Origin of the sequence: Streptomyces oceani (assembly GCF_001751245.1) — a bacterium.
In the GTDB taxonomy this organism is placed as follows: Bacteria; Actinomycetota; Actinomycetes; order Streptomycetales; family Streptomycetaceae; genus Streptomyces; species Streptomyces oceani.
The window spans coordinates 43,287-61,845 of record NZ_LJGU01000089.1; the positions used below are offsets into that span (position 1 = coordinate 43,287).

The following is an 18,559-nucleotide window of genomic DNA, read 5'->3' on the forward strand; positions in this document are numbered from 1 at the left end:
CCGGGTCCGATGCCGCCACCGCCGGTGCCGTACGGTCTGACCGGCCCGTACGTCCCGTCGTCGGCGCCTCCATGATCGGCCTGACGACACCCGGGGTGGACGCCTTCCGGGACCGCATGACCACCCTCGGATACGACGTCCTCGTCTTCCACGCCAACGGCACCGGCGGACGCGCGCTGGAGGCGCTGGCCCGGGACGGCGCGCTGGCGGCCGTCGCTGACCTCACCCCGACCGAGCTGGCGGACGACCTCGCGGGCGGCATCTGCTCGGCCGGGCCCGACCGGCTCACCGCCGCCGGCGCGCGCGGCCTCCCGCAGGTCATCGCGCTGGGCGGGCTGGACATGGTGATGTTCGGCCCGCTGCCGGACGTACCGGTCCGCTACCAGGACCGGCGGCTGCACCAGCACAACGCCGCCATCACACTGATGCGCACCACCCCGGCGGAATGCGCCGAGCTCGGCCGGCGGCTCGCCCGGAGGCTGACCGCCGCGCGCGGCCCGGTGACGCTGCTCCTCCCGGCCGGCGACTGGTCCGGCATGTCCCTGCTGTCGGCGCCGGGCGAGCCCTTCCACCACCCGGCCGCCGACCGGGCCCTGCTGGACGCGCTGCTCGACGGCCTGCGCGCGGACGAGTGGGCCGACCAGCGCGGCCCGGTGACCGTACGACACAGCGCGTACCGGCCGGACGAGCCCGCCCTGGGCATCGCCGCGGCGGACGAGCTGCACGCCCTGTGCCGTACGGCCCACCAGCACCCGGAGCCCGAGCCGCACCCCGAGCCGGAGCCGCGCCCGCGACGAGAGCGCGCCTGAGCACGAACGACCGCCCGCCCGGCCGCGCCCGGGGTGGGATCAGGTGTGGAAGACCCGGTTCCGGCCGTTGGTGGGATGCGCACCACCAGCCCACTCCTCCAGCTCGAAGACGTACTCCGCGTCCTCGCGAATCGACAGGTTCTTGGTGCAGGACCGACCGCCCCCACCCCGGTCGCTGATCTTGAACATCTTCTTCCCGGGACCGGCGCTGGTCGGATAGATGACCGCGACCGCCTTGTAGTGCTTATTGCGCTTGCCCGGGATCTTGACGCAGAGCCGGTCGGTCTTGTCATGCCACCAGCCCTCGACCTTGCCGTCGTGCATGCCGTTGAACCGGAGATGGACGCTGTTGGCCGAGGCGGCCGGAGCGAAGGTCACCATGCCGGTCACGAGCACCGCCAAGGCGCCCGTACTGGCCATCACGCGCTTCATGAGTCCCCCGTCGTGTCGTGGGTTCTTTCCCGAACCCACTGACACGCCGCCCGATTCGCCGTGGTTCCGCGCATCCGCCGGGGTTCCGCCGGCGCCCGTGCGAGGGTCGGCCGCACGACCGCCGTACGACGGCCGTAGGACAGTTGCATGACAACGAGAGGAGTACGACGACATGACGTCCTCCGCAGGGCTCGCCGTCGCCGTCGTGGGACTCCGCTTCGGCGAGGAGTTCCTCCCGATCTACCACCGTCACCCGGACGTCACCCGGGTCGGCGTCTGCGACACCGACCCCGAGCGACTGGCGCGGGTCGCCGACCGGCACGGCGTCCGGGACCGCTTCGACTCCCTGGACGAGGTGCTGGCCGACGAACGGTACGCCGCCGTGCACCTGGTCAGCCCCGTCCCGCGGCACGCCCGGCAGACGCTCCAGGTGCTGCGGTCCGGGCGGCACTGCGCCTGCGCGGTGCCGATGGCCACCACCCTGGCGGACCTCGAGGAGATCATCGAAGCCCAACGGGTCGCCGGCACCTCGTACATGATGATGGAGACCACCCTCTACGGCCGCGAGTACCTCTACGCCCGCGCGCTGCGCGACAGCGGCACGCTGGGGCGACTCAGCTTCCTGCGCGGCTATCACACGCAGGACCTGGAGGGTTATCCGACGTACTGGTGGGGCTTCCCGCCCATGCACTACGCCACCCACGCCCTCGCCCCGCTGCTCGCCCTCGCCGACGCGCGCGCCACGAGCGTCCGCTGCCTGGGCTCCGGCCGGCTGCCCGAGCGCCTGATCCGGGACTACGACAACGTCTTCCCGGTGGAGACCGCGCAGTTCCGGCTGGACCGGGACGAGTTGGCGGCCGAGGTCACCATGTCCTTCTTCCGGACCGGCCGCGCCTACCAGGAGGGCTTCTCCGTCTACGGCGAGCACGCCTCCTTCGAGTGGGAACAGCTCCGGGACGAGGGTCCGGCCCGGTTCACCGTGCTGGAGCGCCCGCCCGGCCGGCGCGGCCGGCCCATCGACCAGCAGCGGGTCGAACTCCCCGACCACGCGGACCTGTTGCCACCCGAGATCCGGCGGTTCACCCGGCCGGGCTGCTACGACCCCGGCACCGGGCAGCCGTACGCCGTGCGCGGAGCACACGGCGGCTCGCATCCGCATCTGGTGCACGAGTTCGTACGGAGCGCGCTGGAGGGCCGCCGGTCGGCCATCGACACCGTACGAGCCGCGCGCTGGACGGCGCCCGGGATCTGCGCGCACGCCTCCGCGATGCGGGAGGGCGAGGCACAGGCCGTGCCGCACTACTGACCAGACCGGCCCAGGACGGGTCAGACCGAGCTCGCCGAGCTAATGGGCCATCCGGACGTGCGGCTCGGCGTGATGTGACGAGAACCGTGCGTGATGCTGCTGCGTCTCGTCACTAGGATCACTCGCCAACTCGCCCAGGAGAAACGGACTCCATGCCGCCTGTCAGACGCGCACGCACCCGGGTGCCCGCCACCACCGCGGTCGCCCTCGCCACCGGACTGCTCATATCGAGCTGTTCCACCAGCGAGGACAGCCCCAGCTCCGGCCCAAGCTCCGGCCCGGGCGGCGACAGCACGCCGGCGCCGTCGGCCACCCCCACCGGGCCGGACTTCACACCCGAGCGGAGCCGAGTCCCCCGTACGCCAGCGCAGGCACGCGAACTGGTACGCGAGGTCACCGCCACGCCCCGCCGTTGGGGGCCTGGTTACGTCAAGCAGCGTCCCTACGAGAGTGATCCGAGCACCCTCGGCGTGCTCGACGAGGAGTGCCGCTGGCAGCGCGAGGAGCTGCCGTCGTCCGTGCTCGCGACCCTGTCCCGGTCCAGCGAGCTGCCCGCCGCGGACGGCAAGGGTCCGGTACGCGTCGCCGCCACCGTCACCGTCCACCGTGCGGAGACCGACGCCGACTGGGCGATGGCCCGGATCGTCGAGGACGCGCTGCGCTGCCCCGAACAGCGACTGAGCGCGACGGAGACGGTCACCGGACTGCTGACCGTGCCCCTGACGCACGGCGCGTTCAACAAGAACGCGGAGGACTCGGTGGTCGAGCAGGGCCAGTTCGTCAGTGACGAACTCGGCGGCCCGCACTACTACACCTGGATGCGCTCCCGTCTCGGCCGGATCAACGTCACCGTCGTCGGAAAGGGTTCCGAGGGCCGGAAGCCCGAGGCGGTCGACAAGGCCACCAACGAGGGAATGGCCGCCATGCTCGTCGACCTCGAAACCGAACTGGAGGCGTCGTGACCGAGCCGCTGCGTCCCTCCGACCCCGCCCGGCTCGGCGAGTACCGGCTGTTGGGCCGGCTCGGCGCCGGCGGTATGGGCGTCGTGTACCTCGGCCGTACGACCGAGGGGGCACTGGCCGCCCTGAAGGTGATCCACGCCGAGCACACGGACGACCCCGACTTCCGCGCCCGGTTCCGTCGTGAGGTGGACCTGGCCCGCCGGGTGTCGAGCCCCTGGGCCGTGCCGGTCACCGCCGCGGCACCGGACGCCGCCGAGCCCTGGCTGGCGACCGCTTTCGTGCCCGGCCCCTCGCTGGCCGACGCGGTCGGACGGCACGGCCCGCTGCCCGTACACAGCGTGCGCGCCCTGGCCGGGATGCTGGCCGGGGCGCTTGAGGCGGTGCACGCCGCCGGGTTGGCGCACCGGGACGTCAAGCCGGCGAACGTCCTGCTCGCTCTCGACGGCCCTCGGCTGATCGACTTCGGTATCGCGCGGGCGACCGACGAGACGGCGCTCACCGCTCCGGAGAGAGTCATCGGCACGCCCGGTTATCTCTCCCCCGAGCAGGCCCTGGCGCGCGGGGGCCAGGTGGGAGCGGCGAGCGACGTCTTCTCGCTCGGCTGCCTGTTGGCGTACGCGCTGCTCGGCCGGCCGCCGTTCGGCACCGGCACGTCACCCGTGCTGCTCTTCCGCACGGTGCACGAGGAGCCGGACCTGGACGGCCTGCCGGACGACAGCGCGGACCTGCGCCGCCTCCTGCTGTCCTGCCTGGCGAAGGACCCGGCGGACCGCCCGGCGGCCGAGCGGATCAGGGCGGAGCTGGTCGGCGCCTCGGACGGCGACACCGCCCTTGATGGCGACACCACTCCTGAGGGCGACACCGCCGCGGAGGTCGGCGCCGCCCCGGAGGGTGACGCCCCGGAGGGTGACGCGGCCGACTGGCTGCCGGAGGCGATCGTACGGAGCATCGCCGACCACGCCGACGAACTGCTGGCCCTGCCCGACATCGAGCCGACCGCCGCCGGACACAGCGCGCGGGCCCGGGAGTTGGCGAACGAGGAGACCGCCGCGCCGCCCCCGACCGGGGACGGCGACCAGGCGTCCGCCGGGGACGACCAGGCTCCCACCGAACACGGCACCGGCCCCGCGCGCCCCACCCGCCGTCGGCTCCTCGCCCTGTCCGGCGGCGCGCTGCTGGCGGCCGGGGCCGGCGCGGGCGCCTGGACCGTGCTGCGGGACGGCTCTGGTACGGGCGGGGAACCGCGCTGGGCCATCGGCGTCCAGGCCGACCTCTCAGGCGAGGGGAAGGCCGTCGGCCGGGCACAGGAGCGGGGCGCCCGGCTGGCCGTGGAGCAGTACAACGCCGGCGAGGACCGGCCGTTCGAGCTGGCGCTGCGCACCGCTGACGACGGCGGCGACCCGGAGCGCGCCCCGGGCGCCGCCCGCCGGCTCACCGAGGACACCGGGGTGCTCGCCGCGCTCGGCCCGAGCAGCGAGGCGACGGCCTTGGCGGTCGCCGACACGTACGACGAGGCGTGGCTGGCCATGCTTCCCGTCTCGGCCGGGGGGATCGCGCTGGGGGCGAAGGGCTCCCGGTCGGTGGTGCTCTGCCGTCCCGACAACGCCACGCTGTCCGCCCCGCTCGCCGCGCACCTCATCAACCAGGCCGCCCGGAACGGCGAGAAGGGCCTGCCGGGCCTGCTCCAGGACCGTACGGCGGAGACGTACGCCTGGGAGTGCGCCACCATCACGTCCCAGAACCTGCGGAGCGCCCGGATGCCGGCCTATCCGCGGGTGGTCCCGGCGGACCTGAAGGACCTGGAACCGGTGGTCACCGACATGCTCGGGGCCGGCATCGACTCGCTCGTCTACGCCGGCGAGGCAGCGGGCGCGGTGAGGGTGGCCCGGGCGCTCGCGGCGGCCGGGTTCGAGGGCCCGCGCTTGGGTCCGCCGGCGTTGACCGAACCGCGGTTCCGCGAGCGGGCGGGCGAGGCGGCCGAGGGCTGGCTGGTCACCGCGTCGTTCGTGGATGTGGCGGAGACGCCGAAGGCGGCCGACTTCCGTACAGCCTTCCGGGAGCGGTTCGGTGTCGCGGCGCCACCCTACGCCGCGGAGGCGTACGACGCGGCCAAGCTCGTCCTCCGAGAGATCAAGAACGCGGCGAAGCCGGGCGGGGCGAAGGACGGATCCCCGCGCGAGACCCCGTCCGAGGAAAGCCAGGATGGGCAACCACGCCCTCCGAAACGCGGTGAGTTGGTGAAGCGGCTGCGGAAGAGCACGTATGAGGGCGTCACCAAGAAGTACGTCTTCGATCCGGAGACCGGTTCCTTCCAGGGGACGGGTGGCGTGTTCCTCTACGAGGTGACGGAGGGCTCGCTCCGCTTCCGCGGCGACGCTCCCACCGTGGGCTGACGGGCGCCCGGCATGCGACCGCTCAGACGTGGCGATCCCGACAGCATCGGGGGATACCGGCTGCTCCGCCGGCTCGGCGCGGGCGGCATGGGCGTGGTGTACCTGGCACGTTCACCCGGTGGCGCGCCGGTCGCGCTGAAGGTGATCCACGCCGAGCACGCCGCCGACCCCGGCTTCCGGACCCGCTTCCGACGGGAGGTGGCGGCGGCGAGCCGGCTGAGCGGGCGCTGGCTGGTGCCGATCGTCGCCGCCGCGCCGGAGGAGCGCGAACCGTGGCTGGCCACGGACTTCGTCCCGGGGCCCGCCCTGGCGGAGGCCGTCGGCTCGTGGCCGCTGCCGGTCGCGACCGTACGTCTGCTGGGCGCCCGGCTCGCCGAGGCGCTCGCCGAGGTCCACGCGGCGGGCCTCGTGCACCGCGACGTGAAGCCGGGGAACGTCCTGCTCGCGCTGGACGGCCCCCGGCTGATCGACTTCGGCATCGCCCGGCTCAGCGGCGCCACCGCCCTGACGGAGAGCGGGGCCATGATCGGTACGCCCGGCTACCTCCCGCCCGAGCAGATGCCGACCCGGGGCGGCGAACTCGGCCCGAGGAGCGACGTGTTCGCGCTGGGCGCGGTCCTGGCGTACGCGGTGACGGGCCGCCACCCGTTCGGCTCGGGCCTCGCGGCGGCCGTCCTCTACCGCACGGTGCACGAGGAGCCGGACCTCGACGGCGTACCGACCGACCTGCTGTCGCTCCTCGTCGCCTGCCTGGCCAAGGACCCGGCCGATCGGCCGGAGGCGCGGGAGGTGCACGAGGCGCTGCGACCACGGGCCCGGGACGGACGGGCGCGGCCAGACCCTCGCGTAGCCGTCCCGGACACGGAGGCGAACTGGCTGCCCGGGGCGCTGACGCGGCTGGTGGCGGAGCGCTCCGCCGCCGTGCTGACCCTGCCGGACCCTCCGACCGCCGAACCGGACCGGGCGACGGGCCGGCAGCGGGAGCAGCGTCACGAAGCGAGCGACGACGCACGGGAGTTGAACGGTCCGGACAGACCGAACACCACGGCGCCGCCCGCGCCGCCGGCAGACCGGGCACCCGCCCCTTCGACTGACGCGAAGCCACCCGCCCGCCGGCGGCTGCTGAGGCTCGCCTCGGCGGTCGGGGCCTGCGTGGTCGGCGGCGGAGTCGTCGCGTGGGCGGCTCCCCGGCTGACCGAACGTGGCGCGGGTCCCGGCAGCGGGCTGCCGCGCCACCTCATCGGGCTGCACGCCGACCTGACCGGCCCCGAACGGGACGCCGGACGCGCCCAGGAGCGTGGGATACGGCTGGCACTCGCGGACCACAACGCCCGCGCCGACCGCCCGTTCGACCTGGCCCTGAGGGTGCGGGACGATCGCGGCGAGGAGCGGCGTGCCGAGCGGGTCGCGGACGACCACGCCGCCGACCCCGAGGTCCTGGCGGTCATCGGCCCGACCGGCCGTACCGGGACCAAGGCGGTGATCGCCCGCTACCAGAAGTCCCTGCTGCCCCTCGTGTCGGTCTCCTGCGACGCCTCGTTCAGCGCGCGCCAGGAAGAGGTCTTCGTCCAGCTCAGACAGGACGAGACCGGTCTGGAGGTGCCGTTGCTGCACTACCTCAACAACGTCAGCCGCGCCCGCCGAACGGCCGTCTTGGACGACCAGGCCACCGGCCGGGTCAGCGACCGGGCGGCCGAGACGCTGACCCGCCTGCTGCACGGCACGCCCACCGCCCACTCCGTGGCCGCCGACAGCGCGGACTTCGGCCCGATCGCCGCCGCCGTACGCGCCGCCGCGAGCGACGCCGTCGTGTATTGCGGCGACTCGCCCAGCCGCGCCGCACGTTGCGCCCGTGCGCTCTCCGAGGCCGGATTCCGAGGCACCCGGCTGGCGCGCCAGCCGGTCCTCCAACGGGAGTTCCTCGCCGAGGCCGGGGAGGCGAGCGAGGGCTGGCTGATCTCCACCACCTACGCCGATCCGGCCGAACTGCCCAAGGCGGCGGAGTTCGTCGCCGCCTACCGCGCACGCTTCGAGCGGCGCGACATCCCCCCGTACGCGGTGGAGGGCTACGACGCCGTGCGGTACGTCGCGCGCACGATGCGCGACCTCGCGGCCAGGGGCGTGGAACGGGGCGCACTGGTGGGACAACTCCGCGACGTCACGTACGAGGGACTGTCCAGGACCATCGAGTTCCAGAGCACGACGAACGAGCTGGTCCCCACCAACGGGCTCTTCCTACACCGAGTCGAGGACGGTGCCGCACGCTTCCTCGGCCGCTACGACGAGGTCAGGGAGGCTTGAGCGGTCAGCCCGCGCACGAGCCGTACGGGCCGTACGCCGGGAGTCCGTCCGTGCTCAGCGCCAGGCTCAACGGCTCGGGCAGCGGCACCGGTTCGCCGTACGCGCCGACGGTCTTCCGCCAGTACGCACGACCGACCGGGGCGGCGTACAACGCCCAACGACCGCCGGGTGGTGCCGGACTGGAGCGCCGGTCAGGGGCGGCGGCAGGAGCTCGCGGGCGCGGGTCGACCACCAGCAGCAGAGGGACGCGGGCCGCCGCGTACCGGGCGACGGCCTCGGCCACGCGCGCGTCCGAGGCGTCCGGCGTGACGACCTCGACCACGATATCCACAGCCTGTGGATGGAGGCTTCGGCGCTCCGAGTCGAGGAAGTCCGCCGAGCAAACCACCATATCCGGCGTGAATCGCGATGCTCCTTCCGCTGTGGACTCTGCCCGTACGTCGTCCAACGCCCCGCCGTCGAGCAGCACACCCTCCAGCACCACCCGCCCCTGGACACCCGACCGGCAGCGCAATTGGGCGCCGAGCCGCCGCACCACCGCGAGCTGCTTCCCGCACCGGCCAGCAGCGGCGTGCGGCAGCGGACACGAGGGCGGCGGCAGCTCCAGGCGCAGCCCGGTGAACCGGCGTAACACGTCGACCGACGCCTGGAGTTGCCGCTCGTCCAGCCGCACCACGCGGTCGCGCCAGCTCACGGCGCGCCCGCCGTGCGCTCCAGCTGGAACCAGAACGACTTGCCCGGCCCCGGACCGTCCGCACAGGTGCCGTACCGGCTGGCCAGACTGGCGATGAGGTAGAGACCGCGACCGTGCTCCTCGTCATCGGACACGCCGTGTCGCACACTCGGCAGGCCAGGAGCCGCGTCGCGGACGTGAATCCGGAACGGGCCGCCCTCGGCGAGCCATTCGCCGTACAGGGTGATCGGGTACGGGCAGCCCGCCGCCGCGCTGGCGGTGATGGCGTTCGTGGCCGCCTCGGAGGCGAGCAGGGCGGCGAGTTCGGCGAACTCCCGGCGGTCGGAGTCCGGTTTCTCCACCGCCGAGCAGCTGGAGGTGCGTACCGTCTCCCGGCACGTACGGACCCAGGCCGGGTCCGGCGGGAAGGTGAGCGAGAAGTCGGGCGAAGGCGGCACGAACGGGTGCGCTGGGGAGGGGATCTGTGGACACATGGGCGGCACGGCTCCTGGCGTACGGGGGCGCCCGGCATGGACAGCACGGGGGGCATCGGCAACCCCGGAGCCGCAGCGGTGGCGTTGCCGCGCCCAACTGGCCGTGGGGGGCGGGGCACTTCCGACTTACACGAGCGAGGGGGTATGCGATTGAAGGTAACCCACGACGGGTTGCAGCATGCACCCAAATCAACACTGTTCCCCCTATTGAGTGACGCCGGCGCTAGCTGACCGAACGGCCACGGAGTGGCTGCTAGGACGAATACATGGGACTACGCAGCAATCCAACTCACCGACAACGTAGATTGGGCTCCGAACTGCGCAAACTACGTGTCAGCCACGGCCTTTCAGCAGTCGAGGCCGGTGCGCACGTGGGACTCGGCGGGCCTCACCTGAGCCACATCGAAGCCGGCCGCACCGCCATCTCTGAGGAGAAGCTACGTACCCTCACCGAGCTATACGGATGCAAGTCTGAAACCTTTATCAGTGCACTCGCCGAGATGACTCGTGCCAGTCGGCATGCCTGGTGGCGAGCCTTCGCGCGCGATGTCGATGACCGGGCGCGGGACTTGGCTGAACTCGAAGCGACCTCCCGAGCGTTCGGCGGCTTCGAGACCGTACACATCCCCGGACTACTACAGACTCCTGAGTACGCCGAAGAGCTACTGCGTGCCTGTCACCATGACGAACACCGGGTCCGCCGTTTCCTTGAGTACCGCCTCAAACGGCAGGAACTGTTGTCCAGCGCATCTGCGCCCCACTACCACGCGGTAGTACACGAAGCGGCGCTACGCATGCAGTTCGTTGATCCCGAAGTACTGCGACGGCAATTGGCACACTTGCTGGAAGTCGCGGAGCTTCCACACGTGACCATCCAGGTCGTACCCTTCACCTCACAGCTTCTCCCGGCTGTAGGCGGGCCGTTCATCCTCTTCCGTGGCGTTGAGGCAGAACTCGACACCGTTTACATGGAGCATGATCTCGGTGCCCAGTTTCTTGACGAGCAGACGCACGTATCTCGATACAGCGGCATCCTGCATCGACTGTCCGAGCTGGCGCTGCCTCCCCTCGCTCCTGCAGAGGCCCCCAGGAAAGTCACCCAGCGGGACTCGCTTGGCCTCATCCAACACCTGCTGTACATCCAGTGAGAGGAAGAAATGTCCGCGTTGCACTGGCAGAAGTCGACCTACAGCAGCGGCGACGGCAACACGAACTGCCTCGAACTGGCCACCGCGCCAGCCGGCTCGCTGCACCTGCGCGAGAGTGATGAGCCCGCCACCATCCTCAATCTGTCCCGACAAACGTTGAGCACCTTCCTCAGCGGCATCAAGACAGGAGAGCACCGTGACTGAGCTGAACTGGCAGAAGTCGACCTACAGCAGCGGCGATCCGAACACGAACTGCCTAGAACTGGCCGCTACCCCCGCTGGCACACTGCGGCTACGTGAGAGCGAGGAGCCCGACAACATCATCGCTCCCTCCCGCCGAGCCCTACTCACGCTGCTCAACGGCATCAAGTCGGAGAACCACTATGTCTGATGTGACCTGGCAGAAGTCGACCTACAGCGGCAGCGGGCAGAACGACTGCCTCGAACTGGCCACCGCGCCCGCCGGCACACTGCACCTGCGCGAGAGCGACGACCCCAGCACCATCCTCAACACCAGCCACACCGCCGTCGCCGGCCTGCTCGCCACCGTCAAGCGCGGGGGTCCGGCAACGCAGTAGCCTTCGTCGCGACCGCGACACCCCTACGTACAGAGGCGCCACATGGGCACGGGCATGGACTCCTTCGTGACGGAGTTCGTCAGGAAGGCCTGGGACGACCTGGGGCTTGAGGGTTACACCGGCCCTCCGCCAGACCGGCTCGACCGGGTCGACGACCTCGTCGTGGTCGGTGGCAGAGTCTCCTGGGTCACGCCCGAGAACGACGCCGACGGCGGATTCTGCCACCGCCCCCCGGACGGTACGTATCCGGTGTACGCGGCCGGCCACCTCGACGGTGAACCGGAACGGTACTGCGTGGACACCCTCTTCATACCCCTCGCGTCTCCCGATCGGTTGACGACGGCGCGCTGGGACGACGGCTACGACCAATCCAGTCAGTACCTGAAGAACTACGCCTGCCTGTGGAGCGAGCAAGCCGATCGCGCGTCGCTTCCGCACTGGGGAGACGAGCAGCACGAGGCGATCCTCCGAGCGAAGGAGAAGCTGCTGGCCGAGGAATCCCGCACCAGCCGGGACAACTGGACCAACGAAGTCGTCGACCCGGAGACCGGCGCCAACATCCTGTCGTTCCCGACCTACGATTACGGCGTCTTCATCGACGGCCTTGAGGCGCTGGGCGAGGACGGGGAACTCCTCGCCATACTCCTCTTCACCATCTGACGAAGCCGGTCACCGCATCAGCGCGCCCCGTATCGTCAGGCCGTGCCGGGTCCGCAGCCGGCGCAGCTCCCACAGCGACACCGCACCGACCGATATCAGCGGGCCCAGCAGGAGTGCCAGCCGCACCAGGCCGGGCGCTCCCTCGTAGGCGCCGGATATCAGGTCGACCACGGTCATCTCGACCACCAGCAGGGTCGCGAGCAGTGGTGGCACGGTCTCGTGGATGTCGGCCGTACGGAACACGTGCACCACGGAGTACAGCAACCCCCGGAAAGTGAACGGCAGCAGCCAACAGGCCAGGAAGAACGTGAGGACCACGCTCAGCAGCATCCCGAGGCCGCTCGTGTACCCCTGGCCGGCCAGCACGCCGCCCAGTACGGAACCGGTCAGCACCGCCGTGCTCCCGATGATCGCCAGCATCGCCCCCAACGGTTTCACCGAGCGACGTAACAGAACCCGCCGAGCCTGGGGCCGCGCGGCGGCGAGGAACAGCCCGAAGAACACCGGGAAGGTCACCACCAGCACCACCACGCTGGTCACCAGCTGGGTGAACCGCTCGTCCACGATCTCGGTCACATCGCCCACGAGTTGGTACGTCAGAGCCGCCCAGACGAGGGCGACCAACCCGACGACGCTCCGGAGCACCTGGATACGAGCCACCGTCGGATCGATCACCCGGTCCTGGCGCGAGGGGTGGTAGACCCGCCGCGCCACCTTCACCGGACCGAATCGGAACCGGAAGCTCCGTCGCCGCCCCGGCCTCGGACCGGGATGACCCCCGGGACCGGGGCGGTTGGGCCCCCACTGGCCCGGATACGGCTGCGGGGGCACGCCCCACGGCGGCGCCCCCTGGCCCGTACGCGGCCCGGGATGACCACCCGAACGCCTCCAGTCATTCATCCCCGAATCCCCCTCACGTGCGGTTTCCTCACGACCTGAGTCAGCGTATAAGCAGCGTGTGACAATGCACGGCGGTTTCTCGCGCAAGGCCGCCCCGAGCGGCGGGCGGCTCGTACGGACCACCTGTCGTCCCGTCAACATCACGCCGCTCGACAGTGTGGGCCGTGGTGTCGAGATGCGTGCACAACGCGCCACTATTGCGAAGAGTTGGCCTGCTCCCTTCGCTCATGGCACCCACACGGGCCATGCCGCGGCTAACGTCGTGTGAGGGGACAATGCAGTGACGGCGGTTGACGACCAGACGGCAACTCGAGGCTGAGAGGGGCACGTCCGACATGAGCATCGGCGGCGACGAGTACGAGCGCGAGCGCACGGGCGAGATGAACCCGTCCATGGGGCGCGGCGGCTCGACCCGCCGGGGTACGCGTACCAGGCTGCCCGGCGAGGACGGGGACGGCGGCGGCCGACGGCCGCCGAACCGGCCCGGGCGGAACCTGGTGACGGTGCTGGGCGTGGTTGTGCTGTTGATCGCGGCGATCGCCTTCGCCAACAGAGGCGGCGGCGGCTCCGATTCGGGCGGTGACAGCGAGCAGGCCGGCGACAAGAAGGGGCAGGAGGCCCAACCGACCGCGCCGACCGGCGAGAAGCCGGTGGACGGCGAGGACGCCACCACGGGCATCCCGTCCGGCTTCGCCCAGTCCGAACAGGGCGCGGAAAGCGCCGCGGCGAACTACACCGTCGTCCTCGGCGGAACCGGCATGTACTCCAACGACGTGCGGGCGTCCATTGTGGATGCCGTCTACACGTCCGATGCCGCAGCCGACCGTGAGGACGATCTGGCTCAGGTCTACGGCGACGAGAAGTTCCTGAAGCGTATCGGCCTTGAGGAGGACGGGACCGCGCCCGAAGGCATGTCCTTCGTGTCTCGGATGATTCCCGTTGGTACGAAGACGCTGGACTACAGCAGCTCCGGCGCGACGGTGTCCGTCTGGTACTCGTCGCTGTTCGGGCTTACCGGTGAAGAGTCCAAGAACCCGGTCACGGAGAGCTGGTACACCAACACCTTCACCCTGGAGTGGGATGACGGCGACTGGAAGGTAGCCGACTTCGAGCAGAAGGAAGGCCCTGCCCCGGTCGGACGGGATCAACGAGCCGCCCCAGGGAAGAAGATGAAGGAAGCCGTAGAGGGCTTTGGAGGGTTCACCTATGCCCGTTAGTAAGAGGCGTGCCCTTTCACTCACTTCAGTTGTCGCCCTTGTGCAGGCTGTTGTTCTGACGCGCACTCCGAGTGCTTCAGCCGAGCCGAGTGACGACCCCTGTGAGCATGTCCGTGGCCCCGCCAAGGAGTACTGCTCCGACGACGACGGCGGCGGCTCCGGCGGCGCCTCCGGTGGGGGCGGCGAGGCGCCGGAGCCCGAATACCTCGTCGACCCGCTCTCCTCCCTCGCCAAGGGCTTCGCCGAGGCCGCCTCCTGGACCATCGGCAAGCTGTCCGACCTCGTCAACAGCACCTCCCAGGTCGACTTCACCAACGAGGCATTCCTCCGCCAGTACGCCGTCGTCTTCGCCGCCTCCACCATCCTCACGCTCGTCCTCTGGCTGCTCGCGGTGGCCAAACGGGCCGTGCGCGGGGTGCCGTTCGTGCAGGCGTTCACCGAGGCGATCGGCTTCCTGTGGCTGGTCGTGCTGGCCTCCGCCTTCACCCCGCTGATCCTCTACACGCTGGTCTCGGCGACCGACTCCGTCACCGACGCCGTGTCCAGCGGCACCCAGAGCGACACGGACGCCTTCTTCGGCACCTTCGCCAAGGCGTTGGAGAACGGCGAGGACATCGGCGGCGGTCCGATCATGCTGATCCTGGTCTCGCTGATCTCCGTGCTGGCCGCCGGCGTGCTGTATCTGGAGCTGGTGATCCGGGCGGCGCTGCTGTACGTCGGGGCGCTGCTCGGTACGGCCGTCTACGCGGGCTTGGTGGACAAGAACCTGTGGGGCCACGTACGGCGTTGGGCCGGCATCATGATCGCGGTGATCCTGGTGAAGCCGGTCATCATGATCGTGCTGGGCCTCGCCGGTGCGCTGACCGCCGACGACGGGCCGACCGGCTTCTCCGCCATCGTCTCCGGGTTGTGCATCATCCTGCTGGCCATCTTCGCCTCCGCGATGATCTACCGCTTCGTACCCGGCTTCGGGGACGACATCGTCAGCTACCGCAACGCCAGCCAGGACGCGGCCTCGCGTTCGGCCGCCTCCGTCGCCGCGTCCCCGGTGACCATGCTGAAGCAGGGCATCAACACGCACAGCGCACGCGGCGGCGCCTCCGGCGGCGGTGCCTCAGGTGGCGGCGGTGGCAACGCCCGCTCCGGTGACCAGGTTTCCGGCGGGGTGGCGGCGCACGCCTCCCGCCAGGGTTCCGGGGACAGCGGGGGCAGCCCTCCCGCGCCCCGGGCGCCGGCGGACCGGTCCGCGACCCGGACCCCGCACACCAGCCGGGGCACCGGCGGCCGTACCGGCCCGAGCAACCGAGGAGGGGAACGTCGGTGACGACTTCTTCGCACACCGCCGCACCACGCCGTACGTACATGATCGGCCGCTCCCGGCCGAGCGCCTCGATCGGCAAGAACCGGGAGACCGGCGAGATCGCCCTGATCGTGGCCGGAGCGTTCGTCGGCATGATGTCCGGGCTGCTGATCCCGATGCTGACGGTACGCATCCCGGCGCTGATCGGATTTCCGATGCTGGCACTGGCGGCGGTGTACGTGCCGTACCGGGGGCGGACGATGTACAAGTGGTTCGAGATCGACCGCAGTTTCCGCCGGATGCGGCGAAGCGGCACCACGTACCGCAGTGACGCCATGGAGGCCGGCACCCGGCAGGAGGACGGCCGGGAGGTGGAGGTCGGTCCGCCGCCGGGCGTCGGGCGGATCAACTGGCTGACGGCGCCGTTCGGTCCGGACGAGCTGGCCGTGCTGCTGCACGCGGACCGGCGTACGGTCACCGCCGCGCTGGAGATCGAGGGCCCCGGGGTGGGGCTGCGGGACAGTGAGGACCAGGAGGCGCTGGTCGACCGGTTCGGGACGCTGCTCAAGCACGTGGCGAACGGCGACGGTTACGTCAGCCGGCTACAGATCCTGGCCCGTACGCTGCCCGCCGACCCGGACGCGCACGCGAAGGACATCGCGCAGCGCGGCGACGACGCGGCGGAGCCCTGGCTGCGCGAGTCCTACGACCAGTTGCAGTCGATGGTGTCCACCTCCAGCGAGCAGCATCGCGCCTATCTGGTGGCGTGCATGCACTACGGGCGGGAGTTGGCCGCCGAGGGCGTGTCGGTCGCGCAGCAGGCCCGCGCGGCCGGACGCGGCGGTCGCGGCAAGGGACCGAAGATGTCCAAGGACGAGGGCCTGGCGATCGTCATGGCCCGGGAACTGACCGATATCTGCGCCCGGTTGGCCGAGGCCGACATCCGGGTGCGGCAGCCGCTCGGACAGGCCCGCCTGGGCTCACTGATCCACTCCATGTACGACCCGGACCACCCCATCGACCACATCCAGGCCATGTCCCGGCGGAACGCCTGGCCAGCCGAGCTGGACGCGCTGGAGCCGACGTACCTGCAGGCCAAGACGCGGGAGTCGGACACCCGGGAGCCGTGGTGCCACGCCACCGCCTGGGTGAAGGAGTGGCCGATGACGCCGGTCGGCGTCAACTTCCTGGCGCCGCTGCTGGTGCACACGCCGGACGTGATCCGTACGGTCGCGGTCGTGATGGACCTGGAGCCGACGGAGCTGGCCATCGAGCGGATGCTGACGGAGAAGACGAACGACGAGGCGGAGGCCAGCCGGCAGGCGAAGATGAACCGTACGGTCGACCCCCGGGACATCGCCGCGCACGGCCGGGTGGACCAGCGCGGCGACGACCTGGCGAGCGGGGCGGCGGGGGTGAACCTGGTCGGGTTCATCACGGTGTCCTCGCGTAACCCGGAGGCGCTGTCCCGGGACAAGCGGACGATCCGGGCCTCGGCCGGCAAGTCGTACCTCAAGCTGGAGTGGTGCGACCGCGAGCACCATCGGGCGTTCGTCAACACGCTGCCGTTCGCGACCGGCATCCGGCGCTGAGGGCCGGCGCTGAGGAAGGAGCACCGTGTCGCAGGGGCATGAGCCGTACCCGCGGGACCGCGAGCGGGCGCGCGGGGTCGCGCGCTTCGGGGGCAGAGCCGCGCGGTTGGGGAGCGTGCGCGCGGCACGCCCCCGAACCGCCGCCGTGCGCCCGGGAAGCGCGGGGTATGCCGGGGGCACCGGTCGCGTACGGTGCGGCCGGGACGGGCGCGGGAGAGCCCGCCGGGCGAGCGGCACGGTCCGTACGACAAGCGCAGCGCGAGGGAAGGTAGTGGGATGTCCGCACGCGATCCGCTGACCGCAGTCACCGAAGCCTTCACCAGCTTCGTCCTCGGCAAGATCGAGACGACCCGACTGCCGGTGCGCACCTCCACCGGGCAGGCCCAGGCGGTGTACCTGCCCACGGCCGCCCCGGGCCTGGGCGACTCGGGCGTGATCATCGGCCGGGAGGTGTACAGCGGCAAGGGCTACATCTACGACCCCTTCCAGCTCTACGGCCAGCAACTCCCCGCCCCGCACTGGCTGGTGCTCGGCGAGTCCGGGAACGGCAAGTCGGCGCTGGAGAAGACGTACGTGCTGCGGCAACTGCGCTTCCGGGACCGACAGGTGGTGGTGCTGGACGCGCAGGGCGAGGACGGCGTCGGCGAATGGAACCTCATCGCCGAGGAGATGGGCATCACCCCCATCCGGCTGGACCCGACCGCCGCGCTCGACCAGGGCATCCGGCTGAACCCGCTGGACCCCTCCATCACTACCACCGGCCAGCTGGCGCTGCTGCGCACCATCATCGAGGTGGCGATGGGGCACGGGCTGGACGAGCGGTCCGGGTTCGCGCTCAAGGTGGCGCACTCGCACGTGAACGCGACCACCGCGGGGCGGCAGCCCGTACTCACCGACATAGTGGAGCGGCTCCGGCACCCGGAACCGGAGTCCGCGCAGGCGATGAACGTCGCGCTGGAGGACGTACGCGCCTGGGGGCTGGACGTCGCGCTGGTGCTGGACCGGCTGGTGGACGGCGACCTGCGCGGCATGTTCGACGGGCCGACGACGGTCGGTATCGACCTGGACGCGCCGCTGATCGTCTTCGACCTGTCGCACATCGACCGCAACTCCATTGCCATGCCGATCCTGATGGCCATCGTCGGCGTCTGGCTTGAGCACACCTGGATCCGCCCGGACCGCAGGAAGCGGATCTTCCTGGTGGAGGAGGCGTGGCACATCATCAACAGCCCCTTCGTCGCGCAGCTCTTCCAGCGGCTGCTGAAGTTCGGGCGGCGATTGGGCCTGTCGTTCGTGGCGGTGGTGCACCACCTGTCGGACGTGGTGGACGGCGCGGCGGCGCGGGAGGCCGCGGCCATCCTGAAGATGGCCTCGACCCGGACGGTCTACGCCCAGAAGGCCGACGAGGCCAGAGCCACCGGCCAGGTGCTGGGGCTGCCCCGCTGGGCCGTGGAGATCATCCCGACGCTGTCGCCGGGCATCGCGGTGTGGGACGTGAACGGCAACGTGCAGGTCGTCAAGCACCTGATCACCGAGGCGGAACGGCCGCTGGTCTTCACCGACCGGGCCATGACGGAGGGTTCGCGGGTCGCGGGCGGGACGGGCCCCGGCGCGGGCGCCGGCTCGGGCTCGGGCTCGGGCGAGATGGGCGGTGCCGCCGAACCGAGCCTGGCGGAGGCGCTGGAGGCGGAGACGGAGGCTCGCGCGATGGCGATGGAGCGGCGCGGATACGACGGGGCGGACGGGCCGTCCGAGTCCACGGTCGCCCGGGGCGCGTGACGTGCCACGGGACGC

Annotated in this window: 17 protein-coding genes and 1 pseudogene; 14 read left to right on the top strand and 4 right to left on the bottom strand. The window is 71.2% G+C overall.

What is annotated here, in order from left to right; translation table 11 throughout:
* A pseudogene (locus AN216_RS00755) lies at positions 1 to 809 on the top strand (Tm-1-like ATP-binding domain-containing protein); the annotation flags it as partial.
* A gap of 39 nt (positions 810 to 848) precedes the next feature.
* On the opposite strand, the gene AN216_RS00760 reads toward AN216_RS00755, so the two are convergent.
* The gene (locus tag AN216_RS00760) at positions 849 to 1,229 is read right to left on the bottom strand and encodes a hypothetical protein (protein WP_212732661.1); all 381 of its coding nucleotides are present in this window, start codon (positions 1,227 to 1,229) and stop codon (positions 849 to 851) included.
* A 184-nt stretch (positions 1,230 to 1,413) separates the two neighbouring features.
* Here AN216_RS00760 and AN216_RS00765 point away from each other — a divergent pair, with 184 nt between their 5' ends.
* From AN216_RS00765 to AN216_RS00780, 4 genes are all read left to right on the top strand, one after another.
* Positions 1,414 to 2,547, top strand: a complete 1,134-nt coding sequence (locus AN216_RS00765; protein WP_070194595.1) for a Gfo/Idh/MocA family protein — start codon at positions 1,414 to 1,416, stop codon at positions 2,545 to 2,547.
* Positions 2,548 to 2,699: 152 nt separating this feature from the next.
* Positions 2,700 to 3,509, top strand: coding sequence for a hypothetical protein (locus AN216_RS00770; protein WP_070194596.1), 810 nt, complete (start codon positions 2,700 to 2,702; stop codon positions 3,507 to 3,509).
* Complete coding sequence (locus AN216_RS00775) at positions 3,506 to 5,902, top strand: bifunctional serine/threonine-protein kinase/ABC transporter substrate-binding protein (RefSeq protein ID WP_070194597.1); 2,397 nt, start codon at positions 3,506 to 3,508, stop codon at positions 5,900 to 5,902. The genes AN216_RS00770 and AN216_RS00775 overlap by 4 nt, the downstream gene beginning before the upstream one ends.
* Before the next feature lie 12 nt (positions 5,903 to 5,914).
* On the top strand, positions 5,915 to 8,203 hold the full coding sequence (locus AN216_RS00780; protein ID WP_070194598.1) for a bifunctional serine/threonine-protein kinase/ABC transporter substrate-binding protein: 2,289 nt from the start codon (positions 5,915 to 5,917) through the stop codon (positions 8,201 to 8,203).
* Positions 8,204 to 8,207: 4 nt separating this feature from the next.
* Here the strand turns inward: AN216_RS00780 and AN216_RS00785 are convergent, their stop codons facing one another.
* Both AN216_RS00785 and AN216_RS00790 read right to left on the bottom strand, forming a co-directional pair.
* Positions 8,208 to 8,897, bottom strand: coding sequence for a Uma2 family endonuclease (locus AN216_RS00785; RefSeq protein ID WP_070194599.1), 690 nt, complete (start codon positions 8,895 to 8,897; stop codon positions 8,208 to 8,210).
* Positions 8,894 to 9,370, bottom strand: coding sequence for an ATP-binding protein (locus AN216_RS00790; protein WP_070194600.1), 477 nt, complete (start codon positions 9,368 to 9,370; stop codon positions 8,894 to 8,896). The genes AN216_RS00785 and AN216_RS00790 overlap by 4 nt, the downstream gene beginning before the upstream one ends.
* 266 nt (positions 9,371 to 9,636) lie before the next feature.
* Between AN216_RS00790 and AN216_RS00795 the strand changes: the two genes are divergently transcribed.
* Genes AN216_RS00795 through AN216_RS00815 form a run of 5 tightly spaced genes read left to right on the top strand, consistent with a single transcriptional unit; the run spans position 9,637 to position 11,756 of the window.
* The gene (locus tag AN216_RS00795) at positions 9,637 to 10,518 is read left to right on the top strand and encodes a helix-turn-helix domain-containing protein (RefSeq protein WP_070194601.1); all 882 of its coding nucleotides are present in this window, start codon (positions 9,637 to 9,639) and stop codon (positions 10,516 to 10,518) included.
* Positions 10,519 to 10,527: 9 nt separating this feature from the next.
* On the top strand, positions 10,528 to 10,722 hold the full coding sequence (locus AN216_RS00800; protein ID WP_070194602.1) for a DUF397 domain-containing protein: 195 nt from the start codon (positions 10,528 to 10,530) through the stop codon (positions 10,720 to 10,722).
* Positions 10,715 to 10,909 carry a DUF397 domain-containing protein gene (locus AN216_RS00805; RefSeq protein ID WP_070194603.1) on the top strand — a complete coding sequence of 65 codons (195 nt, stop codon included), beginning with the start codon at positions 10,715 to 10,717 and terminating at the stop codon, positions 10,907 to 10,909. Before AN216_RS00800 ends, AN216_RS00805 begins: the two co-directional genes overlap by 8 nt.
* Positions 10,902 to 11,096: a DUF397 domain-containing protein gene (locus AN216_RS00810; RefSeq protein ID WP_070194604.1), complete on the top strand. Its 195-nt coding sequence runs from the start codon at positions 10,902 to 10,904 to the stop codon at positions 11,094 to 11,096. Before AN216_RS00805 ends, AN216_RS00810 begins: the two co-directional genes overlap by 8 nt.
* Before the next feature lie 42 nt (positions 11,097 to 11,138).
* A complete protein-coding gene (locus AN216_RS00815) occupies positions 11,139 to 11,756 on the top strand; it encodes a hypothetical protein (RefSeq protein ID WP_070194605.1) in 618 nt (205 codons plus the stop codon).
* Between the two features lie 9 nt (positions 11,757 to 11,765).
* On the opposite strand, the gene AN216_RS00820 is transcribed toward AN216_RS00815, so the two are convergent.
* Positions 11,766 to 12,476, bottom strand: a complete 711-nt coding sequence (locus tag AN216_RS00820) for a hypothetical protein (protein WP_070194606.1) — start codon at positions 12,474 to 12,476, stop codon at positions 11,766 to 11,768.
* 515 nt (positions 12,477 to 12,991) lie between these two features.
* On the opposite strand from AN216_RS00820, the gene AN216_RS00825 reads away from it, so the two are divergent.
* The 4 genes from AN216_RS00825 (at position 12,992) to AN216_RS00840 (ending at position 18,544) form a co-directional block, all read left to right on the top strand.
* Positions 12,992 to 13,873, top strand: a complete 882-nt coding sequence (locus AN216_RS00825; RefSeq protein ID WP_070194607.1) for a DUF8175 domain-containg protein — start codon at positions 12,992 to 12,994, stop codon at positions 13,871 to 13,873.
* A complete protein-coding gene (locus AN216_RS00830) occupies positions 13,863 to 15,197 on the top strand; it encodes a hypothetical protein (protein WP_070194608.1) in 1,335 nt (444 codons plus the stop codon). Before AN216_RS00825 ends, AN216_RS00830 begins: the two co-directional genes overlap by 11 nt.
* Positions 15,194 to 16,765 (top strand): SCO6880 family protein, encoded by a 1,572-nt coding sequence (locus AN216_RS00835; RefSeq protein ID WP_070194609.1) that lies wholly within the window; start codon positions 15,194 to 15,196, stop codon positions 16,763 to 16,765. The genes AN216_RS00830 and AN216_RS00835 overlap by 4 nt, the downstream gene beginning before the upstream one ends.
* Before the next feature lie 276 nt (positions 16,766 to 17,041).
* A complete protein-coding gene (locus AN216_RS00840) occupies positions 17,042 to 18,544 on the top strand; it encodes an ATP-binding protein (RefSeq protein WP_070194610.1) in 1,503 nt (500 codons plus the stop codon).
* Positions 18,545 to 18,559: the final 15 nt, after the last annotated feature.

Excerpts from the sequence above, each read along its gene's own strand:
- AN216_RS00760 (WP_212732661.1), bottom strand. The coding sequence starts at position 1,229 with ATGGCCAGTACGGGCGCCTTGGCGGTGCTCGTGACCGGCATGGTGACC.
- AN216_RS00765 (WP_070194595.1), top strand. The coding sequence starts at position 1,414 with ATGACGTCCTCCGCAGGGCTCGCCGTCGCCGTCGTGGGACTCCGCTTC.
- AN216_RS00770 (WP_070194596.1), top strand. The coding sequence starts at position 2,700 with ATGCCGCCTGTCAGACGCGCACGCACCCGGGTGCCCGCCACCACCGCG.
- AN216_RS00780 (WP_070194598.1), top strand. The coding sequence starts at position 5,915 with ATGCGACCGCTCAGACGTGGCGATCCCGACAGCATCGGGGGATACCGG.
- AN216_RS00790 (WP_070194600.1), bottom strand. The coding sequence starts at position 9,370 with ATGTGTCCACAGATCCCCTCCCCAGCGCACCCGTTCGTGCCGCCTTCG.
- AN216_RS00795 (WP_070194601.1), top strand. The coding sequence starts at position 9,637 with ATGGGACTACGCAGCAATCCAACTCACCGACAACGTAGATTGGGCTCC.
- AN216_RS00800 (WP_070194602.1), top strand. The coding sequence starts at position 10,528 with ATGTCCGCGTTGCACTGGCAGAAGTCGACCTACAGCAGCGGCGACGGC.
- AN216_RS00810 (WP_070194604.1), top strand. The coding sequence starts at position 10,902 with ATGTCTGATGTGACCTGGCAGAAGTCGACCTACAGCGGCAGCGGGCAG.
- AN216_RS00815 (WP_070194605.1), top strand. The coding sequence starts at position 11,139 with ATGGGCACGGGCATGGACTCCTTCGTGACGGAGTTCGTCAGGAAGGCC.
- AN216_RS00825 (WP_070194607.1), top strand. The coding sequence starts at position 12,992 with ATGAGCATCGGCGGCGACGAGTACGAGCGCGAGCGCACGGGCGAGATG.
- AN216_RS00830 (WP_070194608.1), top strand. The coding sequence starts at position 13,863 with ATGCCCGTTAGTAAGAGGCGTGCCCTTTCACTCACTTCAGTTGTCGCC.
- AN216_RS00840 (WP_070194610.1), top strand. The coding sequence starts at position 17,042 with ATGTCCGCACGCGATCCGCTGACCGCAGTCACCGAAGCCTTCACCAGC.